Origin of the sequence: Nocardioides sp. Root1257, from assembly GCF_001425175.1 — a bacterium.
In the GTDB taxonomy this organism is placed as follows: Bacteria; Actinomycetota; Actinomycetes; order Propionibacteriales; family Nocardioidaceae; genus Nocardioides.
The window spans coordinates 54911-68729 of the sequence record NZ_LMDV01000009.1; the positions used below are offsets into that span (position 1 = coordinate 54911).

General features: G+C 72.2%; 13 protein-coding genes. 6 read left to right on the top strand and 7 right to left on the bottom strand.

The genetic code is table 11. The features are described from left to right. The first annotated feature begins 52 nt into the window (after positions 1–52). Together treY and treZ are read left to right on the top strand one after the other, a co-directional pair. Positions 53–2350 (top strand): malto-oligosyltrehalose synthase, encoded by a 2298-nt coding sequence (treY, locus tag ASC77_RS14575; RefSeq protein ID WP_056156467.1) that lies wholly within the window; start codon positions 53–55, stop codon positions 2348–2350. After that, positions 2347–4092, top strand: coding sequence for a malto-oligosyltrehalose trehalohydrolase (gene treZ, locus ASC77_RS14580; RefSeq protein WP_056154338.1), 1746 nt, complete (start codon positions 2347–2349; stop codon positions 4090–4092). Before treY ends, treZ begins: the two co-directional genes overlap by 4 nt. Here treZ and ASC77_RS14585 read toward each other — a convergent pair. Further along, the gene (locus tag ASC77_RS14585; protein ID WP_056154341.1) at positions 4082–4666 is read right to left on the bottom strand and encodes a TetR/AcrR family transcriptional regulator; all 585 of its coding nucleotides are present in this window, start codon (positions 4664–4666) and stop codon (positions 4082–4084) included. The genes treZ and ASC77_RS14585 overlap by 11 nt on opposite strands. 97 nt (positions 4667–4763) lie before the next feature. Here ASC77_RS14585 and ASC77_RS14590 point away from each other — a divergent pair, with 97 nt between their 5' ends. Then, positions 4764–6188 (top strand): MFS transporter, encoded by a 1425-nt coding sequence (locus tag ASC77_RS14590; RefSeq protein WP_056154344.1) that lies wholly within the window; start codon positions 4764–4766, stop codon positions 6186–6188. 71 nt (positions 6189–6259) lie between these two features. On the opposite strand, the gene ASC77_RS14595 is transcribed toward ASC77_RS14590, so the two are convergent. The 5 genes from ASC77_RS14595 to ASC77_RS14615 form a co-directional block, all read right to left on the bottom strand. Further along, complete coding sequence (locus ASC77_RS14595) at positions 6260–6571, bottom strand: antibiotic biosynthesis monooxygenase family protein (RefSeq protein WP_056154347.1); 312 nt, start codon at positions 6569–6571, stop codon at positions 6260–6262. Beyond that, complete coding sequence (locus ASC77_RS14600; RefSeq protein WP_056154349.1) at positions 6568–7269, bottom strand: hypothetical protein; 702 nt, start codon at positions 7267–7269, stop codon at positions 6568–6570. The genes ASC77_RS14595 and ASC77_RS14600 overlap by 4 nt, the downstream gene beginning before the upstream one ends. Positions 7270–7352: 83 nt before the next feature. After that, positions 7353–8039 (bottom strand): NAD-dependent deacylase, encoded by a 687-nt coding sequence (locus ASC77_RS14605; RefSeq protein ID WP_056154352.1) that lies wholly within the window; start codon positions 8037–8039, stop codon positions 7353–7355. Then, positions 8036–8656, bottom strand: coding sequence for a class I SAM-dependent methyltransferase (locus ASC77_RS14610; RefSeq protein ID WP_056154355.1), 621 nt, complete (start codon positions 8654–8656; stop codon positions 8036–8038). Before ASC77_RS14610 ends, ASC77_RS14605 begins: the two co-directional genes overlap by 4 nt. Continuing rightward, the gene (locus tag ASC77_RS14615; protein WP_056154358.1) at positions 8653–9789 is read right to left on the bottom strand and encodes a GTPase family protein; all 1137 of its coding nucleotides are present in this window, start codon (positions 9787–9789) and stop codon (positions 8653–8655) included. Before ASC77_RS14615 ends, ASC77_RS14610 begins: the two co-directional genes overlap by 4 nt. Positions 9790–9825: 36 nt before the next feature. Between ASC77_RS14615 and ASC77_RS14620 the strand changes: the two genes are divergently transcribed. Continuing rightward, a complete protein-coding gene (locus ASC77_RS14620; RefSeq protein ID WP_056154361.1) occupies positions 9826–10473 on the top strand; it encodes a dihydrofolate reductase family protein in 648 nt (215 codons plus the stop codon). A gap of 58 nt (positions 10474–10531) precedes the next feature. On the opposite strand, the gene ASC77_RS14625 is transcribed toward ASC77_RS14620, so the two are convergent. Then, positions 10532–11971, bottom strand: a complete 1440-nt coding sequence (locus tag ASC77_RS14625) for an FAD-dependent oxidoreductase (RefSeq protein ID WP_056154365.1) — start codon at positions 11969–11971, stop codon at positions 10532–10534. A 119-nt stretch (positions 11972–12090) separates the two neighbouring features. On the opposite strand from ASC77_RS14625, the gene ASC77_RS14630 reads away from it, so the two are divergent. Continuing rightward, positions 12091–12975 carry a helix-turn-helix domain-containing GNAT family N-acetyltransferase gene (locus tag ASC77_RS14630; protein WP_235547684.1) on the top strand — a complete coding sequence of 295 codons (885 nt, stop codon included), beginning with the start codon at positions 12091–12093 and terminating at the stop codon, positions 12973–12975. Between the two features lie 87 nt (positions 12976–13062). Continuing rightward, complete coding sequence (locus ASC77_RS14635) at positions 13063–13788, top strand: helix-turn-helix domain-containing protein (protein WP_082574771.1); 726 nt, start codon at positions 13063–13065, stop codon at positions 13786–13788. The last annotated feature ends 31 nt before the right edge of the window (positions 13789–13819 follow it).

Below are 13819 nucleotides of genomic sequence, written 5' to 3' on the forward strand. Positions count from 1 at the left end.
CGCGATATGGCACAACGCGGTGCCAGCCGACGACTGCAAGGAGGCTACGACCGTGCCCGACGCGTCTAGAAGTCGAGAATCCAGGATCCCAGCCTCGACGTACCGGCTCCAGATCACCGCGGAGCTCGACCTCTTCCAGGCCGCGGCCCGGCTGCGCTACCTGCACGACCTCGGCGTCGACTGGGTCTACCTCTCGCCGCTGCTCGCGGCGGAGCCCGGCAGCTCCCACGGGTACGACGTCGTCGCGTTCGACCACGTCGACCCGTCGCGCGGCGGCGCCGAGGGACTGGGGACGCTGGCCGCCGAGGCGCGCCGGCTCGGCATGGGCGTGCTCGTCGACATCGTGCCCAACCACGTCGGCGTCGCGACGCCGGCGGAGGACGCGTGGTGGTGGGACGTGCTCCAGCACGGCCGCGAGTCGGAGCACGCCAACGCCTTCGACATCGACTGGGCCGCGGGCGACGGGCGGCTCCTCATCCCGGTCGTCGGCGACGGCGACGAGGACGCGATCGTCGTCCGCTCGACCGCTGAGGGGGGAGAGCTCTGGTACCACGACCTGCGCTTCCCGCTCACGCCCGGCACGACGACCCACGACGAGCAGCACTACCAGCTGGTCAACTGGCACGAGGCGGACGACAACCTCAACTACCGCCGCTTCTTCGCGGTCAACAGCCTCGCTGCCGTGCGCGTCGAGGACCCCGAGGTCTTCGCCGAGTCGCACGTCGAGATCCGGCGCTGGTTCGAGGACGGCCTGGTCGACGGCCTGCGCGTCGATCACCCCGACGGCCTGCGCGACCCGAAGCGCTACCTCGAGGACCTCGCCCAGCTGACCGGCGGGGCGTACGTGCTCGTCGAGAAGATCCTGGAGCCCGGGGAGTCGCTCCCCGCGGACTGGGCGACCCAGGGCACCACCGGGTACGACGCCCTGGGACTGGTCGACCGCGTCCTCACCGACCCGGCCGGGCAGGCACCCCTCGACGCACTGGAGACCCGCCTCCGCGGCGGTCCCGTCGACTGGGCGGCGATGATCCACGGCACCAAGCGCGAGGTCGCCGACGGGATCCTGCACTCCGAGGTCCGGCGGATCACCCGGGAGATCCGGCGGCTCACGTCGACGCCCTTCACGCAGGTCGAGGACGCCGTCGCCGAGCTGCTCGCCTGCTTCCCGGTCTACCGCTCCTACCTGCCCGAGGGGCTGCACCACCTGGAGCAGGCCTTCGAGCTGGCCCGCGAGCACCGGCCCGACCTCGCCGCGACGTACGACGCACTGCTGCCGATCCTCGTCGACGGCTGGACCGCACCGGCGCGGCGCTTCCAGCAGACCAGTGGGATGGTCATGGCCAAGGGCGTCGAGGACTGCGCGTTCTACCGCTTCTCGCGGCTCACCTCGCTCAACGAGGTCGGCGGCGACCCGAGCGTCTTCTCGGTGTCGGTCGACGAGTTCCACGCGGCGATGGCGACCCGGCAGGCGGAGTGGCCGCACGCGATGACGACGCTCTCCACCCACGACACGAAGCGTGGCGAGGACGTGCGCGCCCGGATCACCGCGCTGGCCGAGCTCCCGGAGGTCTGGACGGCGGCGCTCGACGAGCTGCTGGAGCTGGCGCCGGTGCCCGACCCGGGCTTCGGATCCCTGCTGTGGCAGGCGATCCTCGGCGCCTGGCCGACCTCGCCCGACCCCGACCTGCGCAGCCGCTTGCACGGGTACGCCGAGAAGGCGATGCGCGAGGCGGGCGACCGGACCACGTGGACCGAGCCGAACGAGACCTACGAGGCCGCCGTGCACGCAGCGGTCGACGCGGCCTTCGACTCCCCCGACGTACGACGGGTGCTCGACGGGCTGCTCGCGCAGGTCGCCTGGCCGGGCCGCTCGAACGCGCTCGCCGCCAAGCTGGTCGCGCTGACGATGCCCGGCGTGCCGGACGTCTACCAGGGCAGTGAGCTGTGGGAGCAGAGCCTGGTCGACCCCGACAACCGCCGGTTCGTGGACTTCGACCACCGGGCGCACGTGCTCGCCGGGACGGCCGAGGACGACGCCGCCGCCAAGCTCCACCTGACCCGGGCCGCGCTGACGCTGCGCCGCGACCGGCCCGACCTCTTCACGACGTACGCACCGGCGATCGCGACCGGCCCCGAGGCGAAGCACGTGCTCGCCTTCGACCGGGGCGGGGCGCTCACCGTCGCCACCCGGCTGCCGGTCGGGCTCGCCGCGACCGGGTGGGGCGCCACCCGGCTGACGCTGCCTCCGGGCTCGTGGACCGACGTGCTGACCGGGCGTCCGGCATCCTCGGTGGTGGCCGACCTGCTCGACGTGCAGCCGGTGGCCCTGCTCGTGAAGGAGAACGCGTGACCTACGGACCGTTCGACGTCTGGGCGCCGCGCCCGGCCCGGCTGCGGCTGGTGGCGGCCGGCGAGACCATCGACATGGTCAAGGACGAGGACGACTGGTGGTCGCCCGTCGGCGACGTCCCCGACCCGGAGGGCGAGGAGGTCGACTACGGCTACCTGGTCGACGACGACGAGACCCCCCGGCCCGACCCGCTGTCCCGGCGCCAGCCCGACGGCGTCCACGGCCTCTCCCGCACCCACGACGCCTCGGTCCACGACTGGCAGGACGCCGGGTGGACCGGGCGGCAGCTGGCCGGTGCGGTGATCTACGAGCTGCACATCGGCACGTTCACCCCAGAGGGCACCTTCGACGCCGCGCTCACCAGGCTCGACCACCTGCGGGATCTCGGTGTCGACTTCGTCGAGGTGATGCCGGTCAACGCGTTCAACGGCACCCACAACTGGGGCTACGACGGCGTCCTGTGGCACGCCGTGCACGAGGGGTACGGCGGGCCCGCGGGCTACCAGCGCTTCGTCGACGGCTGCCACGCGGCCGGGCTCGGCGTCATCCAGGACGTGGTCTACAACCACCTCGGTCCGTCCGGGAACTACCTGCCGCTCTTCGGTCCCTACCTGAAGTCGGGCTCCAACACCTGGGGCGACCTGGTCAACCTCGACGAGGACGGCTCCGACGTCGTACGCCGCTACATCCTCGACAACGTGGAGATGTGGCTGTCGGACTACCACGTCGACGGGCTGCGACTGGACGCCGTGCACGCGCTCCAGGACTCCTCCGACGTGCACCTCCTCGAGGAGATGGCGATCGAGGTCGCGGCGCTCTCCGCCCACCTGGGCCGGCCGCTGACGCTGATCGCCGAGTCGGACCTCAACGACGCGAAGCTGGTGACCCCGCGCGAGGCGGGTGGCTACGGGCTCGACGCGCAGTGGAGCGACGACTTCCACCACGCCGTCCACGTCGCGCTGACCCGCGAGACCGACGGCTACTACGCCGATTTCGAGCCCCTGGACGCACTGGCGAAGGTCGTCGAGCGCGGCTTCTTCCACGACGGCACGTACTCGTCCTTCCGCGGCCGCGCCCACGGCCGCAAGATCGACACCGACAAGATGCCCAGCTGGCGGCTCGTCGTCGCGAGCCAGAACCACGACCAGATCGGCAACCGGGCGGTCGGGGACCGGATCACCGAGGCGCTCGACGAGGACCAGCTCGCCTGCGCGGCGCTGCTCACGATGGCCGGCCCGTTCACCCCGATGCTCTTCCAGGGCGAGGAGTGGGCGGCCTCGACGCCCTTCCAGTTCTTCACCTCGCACCCCGAGCCCGAGCTGGGGAAGGCCACCGCCGAGGGCCGGATCGCCGAGTTCGAGCGGATGGGCTGGGACCCGGCAGTGGTGCCGGACCCGCAGGACCCCCAGACGTTCCAGCGGTCCAAGCTCGACTGGACCGAGCTCGGCGAGGGCCGGCACGCCCGGCTGCTCGACGTCTACCGACGGCTCGCCGTACTCCGTCGTGAGCGGCCCGAGCTGACGGACCCGTCGTTCGCGCACAACGCCTGCCTCGTCGACGACGACAGCCGGCTCTTCGAGATGTGGCGCGGCGACCTGCACGTCGTCGTGAACTTCGGCGACTCCGAGGTGGTCATCGACCTCGACGAGGAGGGCGAGCTGCTCTTCGAGACCGAGGCCGGCGTCGACCTGGCCGGTACGACGCTGCGCGTGCCCGCCCACGCCGGGGCCGTCATCGGTTAGGCGTCAGCACCTCGGCGCCCGGAGGGGTGTAGGCGGCGAGCACCGTACTCACCACGGCCTGCTCCGCGCCCGCGGCGTCGAGCCGACCTGCGACGCACTCGGTCGCGGCCGCGTGCATGACCGTGTAGGCGACCGTCACCAGCCAGCCCTCGGGGAGGTCGGTGCGGAAGACCCCCTCCCGGCGCCCGCGGCGGACCAGCGCGGCCATCCGCGCGAGGTGCTTGTCGTGGTGCTCGCGGACCAGCTCCTCCGGCAGCTCGCGCTGGGCGGCCGTCATCACCGAGCGGAAGCGGTGGACGACCTCCCAGCTCGCGCTGAGCAGCCGGGTCACGGCCGCGACGGGGTCGCCGGTCGTGTCGGTCGCGCCGAGGATCTCCTCCGCCTCGGCGTGCACCTGACGGAAGACCTGGTCGACCAGGATCGCGCGGGTCGCGAAGTGCCCGTGCAGCGTCACCCGCCCGACGCCGGCCTCCTCGGCGATCGCGCTCAGCGTCGCCTCGGGGTCTCGCACCAGGCAGGCCTGGGCCGCGGCGAGGATCGCGGCCACGTTGCGACGCGCGTCGGCTCGGGGCATCGGAATCCTTTGCTCGAGAGATCTTGAACATCAGTGTACAAGTTGTGTACGGTCGCGCTAACTTGAACACCGATGTTCGAGATAGTGAGGAGCCGTCATGACCACCGTCCACCACCCTCCCGTCCACGAGACGGGTTCCGATCCCTCCAGCCGGCGCTCCGGACTGGTCCTGCTGCTGCTCGCCACCGCCCAGCTGATGCTGGTCCTCGACGTGACGGTCGTGAACGTCGCGCTCCCCGACATCGGCGCCGACCTCGGCCTGAGCCGCGCCGCCGTGCCGTGGGTGATGACGGCGTACACCCTGTGCTTCGGCGGCCTGATGCTCCTCGGCGGACGGCTGGCGGACCTGGTCGGAGCGCGACGCGTGCTGCTGAGCGGACTGGCCGTGTTCACGGGAGCCTCGCTGCTGTGCGGGCTCGCGGACGGGCAGGGCGTGCTGCTGGCCGGGCGCTGCCTCCAGGGCATCGGCGCGGCCGCCCTCTCCCCCGCCGCCCTGTCGCTGGCGATCGCCTCGTCGTCGGGTGCGGCCCGGACCCGGGTCGTGGCCGTCTGGGGTGCGTTGAGCGGGACGGGTGCGGCGCTCGGGGTGCTGCTCGGTGGCGTGCTCACCTCGGCGTTCGGCTGGGAGTGGATCTTCTTCGTCAACGTGCCGATCGGCCTCGCGATCCTGGCGGTCCTGCCGCGACTGGTGGCCGCACCGCCGCGACCCGAGGTCCGCGAGCGGCTCGACCTGGCGGGCGCCGCGCTGGTCACCGGCGGCACGGCGTCCGCGATCTACGGTCTCGTGCACGCCGGCGGCAGCGGGTGGACCGACGCCCGGACCCTCGCCGCGCTCGGTCTCGCCTTCCTGCTGTGGGTCGCCTTCGCCGTCGTCGAGCGCGTCGTCACCGACCCGCTCCTCGAGATCGGGCTGCTGCGCCAGCGCACCGTCGCGGCCGGCTCCTTCCTGATGCTGGTCGCCACCGGCCTGATGGTCGGCGGGTTCTTCCTGGGCTCGTTCACGCTGCAGCGGGTGCACGGTGAGAGCGCCGTGCAGGTCGGGCTGTCCTTCCTGCCCGTCGCGGTCGCCGTCGTCGCGGGCGCCCACCTCGCCGGGCACCTGCTGACGCACGTCCCTGCTCGGGCGGTCGCGGCGACCGGGCTGGCCCTCGCCGCCGGAGGCAACGCCCTCACCGCGACGACCACCGGCGCCCCGGCGCTCGTCCTCGGGCTCAGCGTGGCGGCCCTCGGCATCGGCGCGACCTTCGTGACCGCCTTCGGGGTCGGCCTCGCGGACGCCGACCCGGCCGCGTCGGGCCTGCGGTCGGCCGTGGTGAGCACGTTCCACGAGCTGGGCGGCGCCTTCGGCGTCGCCATCCTGTCGAGCATCGCCGGCGCGGCACTGGTCGCGACGACACCCGGTGACTCGGCCTTCGTCGACGCCTACGTGGTCGCGGCCGTCATCGCCGCGGTCGGCGCGGCGCTCGCGCTGCTCGTCGTACCCACCATCGACCGCGTGGAGGGACGGGTCGGCCGCCACTGAGTTCGCCGGCTGGGACAGCCAGCAACGGAACGGCCCTTCCGGACCTCCCCGAAGGGCCGTTTCGTGCCTGGCTACCCCGCCGGGGGGCCGACCGAGAGCACCCGGTCGAAGTGCTCGACGACCGGGAACGGCTCGTAGAAGTGGTGGAGCAGACGCCGCCACTCGTCGTACTGCGCAGAGCCGCGGAAGCCGACCGTGTGGTCCTCGAGGGTGTCCCACTCGACCAGGAGCAGGAACGTGCCGGGACGCTCCTGGCAGCGCGACAGGGTCAGCCCGCCGAAGCCCGGCATCGACGCGATGATCTCCTTCGCCTCGGCGAAGGCCGCGACGAACTCGTCCTCGAGACCTGGCCGCACCGGGAGCAGGGCGTGCTCGAGGATCATCCTTCGAGGTCGTCCAGGCTGATGACGTCGCCCTCGGGCGGCGCCGTGACGTCGAAGTCCTCGTCGAACTCGGAGAAGGTCACGCTGCCGGTGTCGTCGCCCTCGGTCTTCTCGATCTTGACGAGGTAGTGCGGCTCGTCGACCAGCACGTAGCCGGTGGAGAGACCGTCGTCGTCCTTCTGGTCGACCGGGACCGCGTCGTCGCCGTCGACCTCCACGACCTCCTTGACGGAGTAGGTCTTGTCCTCGTCCCCGTCGCTGGAGATCAGCTCGTCGAGCAGGTCGTCGATGTCGCAGAACTCGCCGAAGGAGTCGTCGGAGCTCGACACCGCGACCCACTTGTCGCCCACCGCCGCGATGACCTGATCGGCGGAGTCGGGGGCGCTCGCCCGCCAGAAGGCCTCGTCAGGGCGGAACCAGACGTCACCGTCGACGCCGAGCAGCTCCGTCGTACCGCCGCCGACGCCGAGCGAGCCCGTGCAATCACCCTGGTCGTTGGTCTGCACGTCGATGGCGATCTCCTGCCCGTCGGTCGTGACGGTTCCGGCGACCTTGACCGCGTCGAGACCCTTCATGGCCTTCTTCGAGGCGTCCGCGATCTTCTGCCCCGACTGGTCGGTGAAGTCGTCACCACCACCGCAGGCGGTGAGCAGGGCGGCCATGCCGAGGCCGGCGGCGGCCAGTCCGATGCGTGTCATGCGGGCCAGCCTCCCACGCCGCCGGGGTAGTCCCTGACGGAATGGCCCTCCCTGGGCGCGGCAGCCGACCGTTCCGTCAGGGACTACCTCAGCAGCTCGCGGACCCAGGCCGGGACGAGGGCGGAGGCGGGGCCGTGGCGCGCCTCGTCGAAGAGGTGGCTGCCGGCGCTGGGCTCGAGGTTGAGCTCGAGGGTGCGAGCGCCACCCGCGCGGGCGTGCTCGACGAAGCCGGCGGCGGGGTAGACGGCGCCGGAGGTGCCGATCGAGACGAAGAGGTCCGCCTCGTCCAGGGCGGCCACGATCCGGTCCATCTCGTACGGGATCTCGCCGAACCACACCACGTCCGGCCGGAGCTCGCTGACGCCGCAGCGCGGGCACGGCGGGTAGTCGCCGAGCTCGCCCGTCCACGCGACCCGGGCGCCGCACCCGCGGCACAGCGCCGACTGCAGCTCCCCGTGCATGTGCAGGACCCGGCGCGAGCCACCGCGCTCGTGCAGGTCGTCGATGTTCTGGGTCACGACGAGCAGGTCGTCGCCGAGGACGGACTCCAGCTCCGCGAGCGCCCGGTGCGCGTCGTTGGGCTCCACACCGGCGAGCGCCGCGCGACGGGCGTCGTAGAAGCGGTGCACGACCGAGGGCTGGTACTCGTACGCCTCCGGCGTCGCGACGTCCTCGACCCGGTGGCCCTCCCACAGCCCGTCGGCGTCGCGGAAGGTAGGTACGCCGCTCTCAGCGGAGACCCCCGCGCCCGTCAGCACGACGACCCTCATCGGCGCGGCTCGGCGTACAGGGTGACGGCGTAGCCGTCGGCCGGGTCGAACGCGTGCCCGTCCCACGTGCCGTAGCGCATCACCGCGTCGAGACCGAGCACGCCGAACGCCGCGTCGACGTCGGCCAGGGCGGTCGGCGGGCAGTCGCCGGGCAGGTGGCCGGCGTCGAGGCCGTAGCCGCACACGACGACCCCGCCGGGGGTGAGGTGGTGACCGAGCCGCTCGCAGGCGTCGAGGAGCGTGCCGGGCTCGAGCAGCGGGATGGTGTTGCCGGCGACCAGCACCAGGTCGAAAGTCTCACCGAGATCGAACGACGACAGGTCGCCGAGGCGCCAGTCCAGCTCGGGCGCAGCGGCTCGGGCCTGGGCCAGCATCGACTCGTCGACGTCGACCCCGACGACGTCGTACCCGAGCTCGGCGAGACGTACGCCGACCCGCCCGGTGCCGCATCCGGCATCCAGCACCCGCGCCGGTGGTGCGATCAGGTCCGCGACGAACGTCGCCTCACCGTGGATGTCCTGGCCACGCTCCGCCATCGACCGGAAGCGGTCGGCGTACGCGCGTGCGTAGTCGTCGCCCACGGTCTCGCGGGCGATCCGCTCCCACCGGCTGGTCACGACGAGATCTTGCGACGGGAGGCGCTGGTCTTGAACTCCTCCATGAAGATCCGGTGCACCGTGTCACCGTCCAGCGCGCCACCGACCAGGCCCAGCTCGCCGCGGGCCAGCCGTTCGCACACCCGGATCCAGGCCTGTCCCATCGCATAGGTGAAGGTGCCGGCGACGGTCGCGCTGATCGGCGCGGCCACCGCCGTGCCTGCCCCGGGAACGAACTTGATCATGTTGGTGACCACCGAGCGCCCGGCCGTCGTGGCGGCGGCCGTCGCGGCGATCGACGCAGCGGTCGAGCGCTCGACGGAGATCCCGTACGTGACCGCGATCGAGGCCATCATTCCGATCTGGAGCGGGACGAGGATCGCCGCGTCGGAGAAGGGGATCGGGGAGGCTCCGGCGGCGGTGGCTGCTGTCGTCGCCGCCTTGACGGCCACCTCCGCCCGCTCCCGCTTGCGGTCGAAGTCGATCCGCTGCGCGGCGGTGATGGCGTGGGCGACGCCGTCCGGCGCGCCGCGAAAGGTGGCATCGAGGACTTCCTGCAGGCCGTACGCCGTCTGTCCGGTGAAGTCGTCCGCGAGCGCCATCGTGTAGTGGATCAGGCCGTCCTGGATGGGCAGGTCGAGAGCGGCGATGCTGGCCGCGAGCGCCTCGGCGTCGGGGTGCACGCGCCCACCGGCACCGCGCTGCACCTGGGTGAGCACCAGGATCACGGGCAGCCCGAGGTCGGCGAGCGCGCGGACGAAGTCGGCCTCGGTCGCCTCGAAGCGGCGGTCGCCGGCCCGCACGCAGTACCAGGCGACGTGGATCTGGTCGGCGAGCGGCTTGCGGCGCATGCCGTGCAGGTAGTCGCGGAGCTCGCTCAGCAGCGCGTCGTTGTCCTTGCCGACCTCGAGACCGCGGGTGTCGAGCACGCCGAGCGTCCCGCTCTGGTGCAGGTAGAGGTGCTCGGCGCGGGTGACCGGCTCGCCGATCCCGGTCTGCGCGATCTCCGCACCGAAGATCGCGTTGACCAGGGTGCTCTTGCCGACGCCCGTCTTGCCGAAGATGGCCAGGTTGAACCGGCCGATCTCCTCTGCCTTGTCCTTCCACGCCTTCCCGAAGGCCTGGCCGAACCACTCGTCGGTGGGCTTCGCCATGTCCCCAGCGTGTCAGAAGTAGGCAAGAGTGGGGTCATGACGCAGATGGTGCGAGTGCACAACTTCTTCCTGTCGAGCGACGGGTACGGCGCGGGCGAGGGCCAGAGCCTGGAGCAGCCCTTCGGCCACGCGAACCCCGCCGAGCTGGGCGCGTGGGCGTTCGGGGCCGCGAGCTGGCCGAACCGCACCGACGGCGCCGGCACCCGCGGCCTGGAGGACTACCTGGTCCGCGACTTCCACCGCAACATCGGCGCCGAGATCATGGGCCGCAACAAGTTCAGCCCCTATCGCGGTCCGTGGGAGGACCACCCCGACTGGGAGGGCTGGTGGGGTGAGGACACCCCGTTCCACACGCCCGTCTTCGTGATGACCCACCACGAGCGCCCGTCGCTGACGCTGACCGACACGACGTTCCACTTCGTGAGCGGTACGCCGAGCGAGGTGCTCGAGCTCGCTCTCGAGGCCGCCGACGGCAAGGACGTCCGCCTGGGCGGCGGCGCCACGACGATCCGCCAGTTCCTCGATGCGGGTCTCGTCGACACCCTGCACGTCGCCGTGGCCCCGATCGAGCTCGGCGGCGGGTCCCGCTTCTGGACGTCCCCCGACGAGCTGGACGACCGCTACCACCACGACGTCGTGCCGCGACCCGACGGCGTGGTGCACCACCTCTACTGGCGGCGGTGACCGCATCGACTTCGCCCGACACCCGGGCGTCACTCCCTCCCCGAACAGCCTCGCGACGTCAGCCGCAGCTGGGGCCGCAGCCGCCGGCAGGAGTGCCGATGCTGACGAGCTCCGGCTCGGCGGACGTGCCGCAGCAGCCGACGTCGGCGGGTGCACCGTCGAAGAGACCGGATCCGCCGCACACACCGCTGTCGGGCAGGACCAGCTCCACGCGGTCGGCGGCCTCCTGGTCGCCCGCGACCTCGGCGACGATGCTGCGGACCTGCTCGAACCCGGTCATGGCCAGGAACGACGGAGCGCGGCCGTAGGACTTCATCCCGGCCAGGTAGAGGCCGGGCTCGGGCTGGCGGAGCCGGTCCGCGCCGTGCGGGCTGACGGAGCCGCAGGAGTGCCAGGCAGGGTGGATCTCGTCGGCCAGCCGGGCTGGCGCGTCGAGCTCGCCGTCCAGGTCCAGCTGGACCTGGCTGAGCCAGGTGTGGTCGGGGCGGAATCCGGTCACCACGATGACCTCGTCGATGGCGTCGACGACCTTCCCGTTGTCGGCGGGTGCGGCGCCGGTCCCGAGGTCGGCGAACGACGTCAGCCGCAGCCGGCCCTGGCCGGCGTCCTCGTCGAGCTCGATGTCGCTGGTGCGGAAGGAGGTCATCACGGTGACCGGTCCGTCGGTCACGGCACGCTGGGCGCTGCTCCCCAGCGCGCCGCGCTGCTCGAGCTGGTCGTTGTCGCCACCACCGAACGCGTCGGCGGTGCCCGGTCGGCGGACCAGCCAGACGACGCGGGTCTCGGGGTGGTCCTTCGCGAGCGCGCCGAGACCGACCAGGACGTTCTGGGCCGAGGCGCCGGCACCGGCGACCGCGACCCGCTTCCCGGCGTACCGAGCTGCGACGGCAGGGTCGGTGAGGTCCGGGATGCCGTAGGTGATGCGGTCCGCGTGCTCGGTCTCGCCGGCGGCCGGGTAGCCGTCCCCGCCGAGCGGGTTCGGGCGGGTCCAGGTGCCCGAGGCATCGACGACCGCTGCGGCGTTCAGTCGTGCGCGGGCACCGGTGGCGGTCTGGGTGTGGATGGTCAACGGCAGCCGCTCGCGGTCGGCGGCGACGAGGCGGTCCCGGCCGTAGCGGGCGACCCCGACCACACGCCGACCGAAGCGGATCTCCACCTCGTCGGTCGCCTCGAGCGCGGCCGCGAGCGGAGCGAGGTACAGCTCGACCCACTCGCCGCCGGTCGGGTAGCCGTCCGGGTCCGGGGCCACCCAGCCGGTGGACGAGAGCAGCTGCTCGGCGACCGGGTCGACCAGCTCGCGCCACGGTGAGAACAACCGGACGTGGCCCCAGCGGCGCACCGAGGCGCCCGGGGCATCGCCGGCCTCGAGGACCACGGTCGCCAGGCCGCGGGACTGGGCCTGGGCCGCCGCGGCCAGACCGATCGGGCCGGCGCCGACGATGACGAGAGGCAGGTCGGCACTCGGGGTCAGGGCGGAGGATGCGGCGGAGGTGGTCATGCGTGGCTCCTGGCGACTCTCGGACAATTCATCGACGTCTGTCGATGGATGGACTGTATCGACCGCCATCGATCCCTGCAACCATCGATCAGCATCGATGAAGACGGTAGGCTGTCTCCGTGACCGTCGACATCACCGAACCAGCCGACGCTTGCGCGCCGGCGACGCCACCGGTCTCGCTCGGCGAGGACACCGCCGCGACGTACGCGGAGTGGTTCGCGACGCTGTCGGACGCGACGCGGGTGCGCCTGCTGCACGCGGTGTCGACGGCATCGTCGGGTCACCTGCGGGTCGGGGACCTCGCGACCCAGCTCGGGATCAGCCAGTCCACGGCCTCCCACCACGTCCGCAAGCTCGCCGAGGTCGGCTTCGTCGCCGTCGACAAGGTCGGCACGTCCTCGGTCGTGTCGGTGAACCCGGCCTGCTGCACCGGTCTGCCGCACGCCGCCGACGTCGTCATGGGCACCCTGACTGCGGTGCCGTGCTGCCCCGAGGACCTCCCCGTCGACGTGACCTCCCGCGCGATGACCGACGACGACCTCCCGGCGGTCCGGGAGATCTACGCCCAAGGCATCGCGACGCGCAACGCCACCTTCGAGACCCGGGTCCCGACGGTGTCGGCGCTGGCGAAGAAATGGGTGCCCGGCCACCGGTGGGTCGCCGAGCTCGACATCGACGGCACCTCGACCGTGGTCGGGTGGACCGGCGTCACTCCGGTCTCCGAGCGCGAGTGCTACGCCGGGGTCGGCGAGACCAGCGTCTACGTCGCTGAGGGCTACCGCGGCCGGGGCGTCGGCAAGGCGCTGCTGTTCCGTCAGGTCAACGAGGCCGACGCCGGCGGCCTGTGGACCCTGCAGACCTCGATCTTCCCCGAGAACCGCGCCTCCATCGCGCTGCACCACTCCGCCGGCTACCGCACCCTCGCCGTACGTCCCCGGATCGCGCAGCTCGACGGCGTCTGGCGCGACACCGTCCTGCTCGAGCGGCGGCGCGACACCGACTGACCAGCCGCCGGCGACCGTGCCGGCTTGTGCACAGCACTTTCAGTCAGCCATTATTGAGTCAATCACCACTGACTGAATGAGGTTGTCGTGGAACTCCAGGCTCGCGTCGCAGCGCTGGGTGCCCTGGCCGACCCGGCCCGGCTCCGGATCGTCGACCTCCTCAGCGCAGGAGACGCCTCTCCGAGTGAGCTCCGCGCCGAGCTGGGACTGGCCTCGAACCTGCTGGCCCACCACCTCGGGGTGCTGGAGGAGCGCGGCATCGTGACCCGGCACCGGTCGCACGCCGACCGCCGGCGCACCTACCTGCGGCTGCGGCCCGAGGGGCTCGCCGGACTCTTTCCCGCCGCGGAGGCCTCGCCGGCGAGCGCGGTCGAGCGGGTGGTGTTCGTGTGCACCGCGAACTCGGCGCGCTCCCAGCTCGCCGACGCACTGTGGCGCCGGGCCAGCACCATCCCGTCCACCTCGGCGGGCACCCATCCCGCCGCGGCCATCGCGCCGGGCGCGGCCGCAGCAGCCCGGCGTCACGGGCTCGCCCTCGTCCAGGAGGGTCCCCAGGCACTCGACGGACTCCTCCGTACGGGCGACTACGTGATCACCGTCTGCGATGGCGCGCACGAGGAGCTCAAGCCGGACGACCTCGACCTGGTCGACCTGGCCGGCATCGCCCACTGGTCGATCGCCGACCCGGTCGCCGCCGGCACCGCAGCCGCGTTCAACGCCGCGTACGCCGACATCGCCGACCGTGTCACCCAGCTGGCACCGCGACTCGAGAGATCGAGATCCACCACGACCGACTCGTCGGCCGTGTCCTGACCCGCACCACCCAACTCCTGACCCGACTCGG

Coding starts and splice junctions, on each gene's coding strand:
- ASC77_RS14585 (WP_056154341.1), bottom strand. CDS start 4,666: ATGCCCCGAGCCGACGCGCGTCGCAACGTGGCCGCGATCCTCGCCGCG.
- ASC77_RS14590 (WP_056154344.1), top strand. CDS start 4,764: ATGACCACCGTCCACCACCCTCCCGTCCACGAGACGGGTTCCGATCCC.
- ASC77_RS14595 (WP_056154347.1), bottom strand. CDS start 6,571: ATGATCCTCGAGCACGCCCTGCTCCCGGTGCGGCCAGGTCTCGAGGAC.
- ASC77_RS14600 (WP_056154349.1), bottom strand. CDS start 7,269: ATGACACGCATCGGACTGGCCGCCGCCGGCCTCGGCATGGCCGCCCTG.
- ASC77_RS14605 (WP_056154352.1), bottom strand. CDS start 8,039: ATGAGGGTCGTCGTGCTGACGGGCGCGGGGGTCTCCGCTGAGAGCGGC.
- ASC77_RS14615 (WP_056154358.1), bottom strand. CDS start 9,789: ATGGCGAAGCCCACCGACGAGTGGTTCGGCCAGGCCTTCGGGAAGGCG.
- ASC77_RS14620 (WP_056154361.1), top strand. CDS start 9,826: ATGACGCAGATGGTGCGAGTGCACAACTTCTTCCTGTCGAGCGACGGG.
- ASC77_RS14625 (WP_056154365.1), bottom strand. CDS start 11,971: ATGACCACCTCCGCCGCATCCTCCGCCCTGACCCCGAGTGCCGACCTG.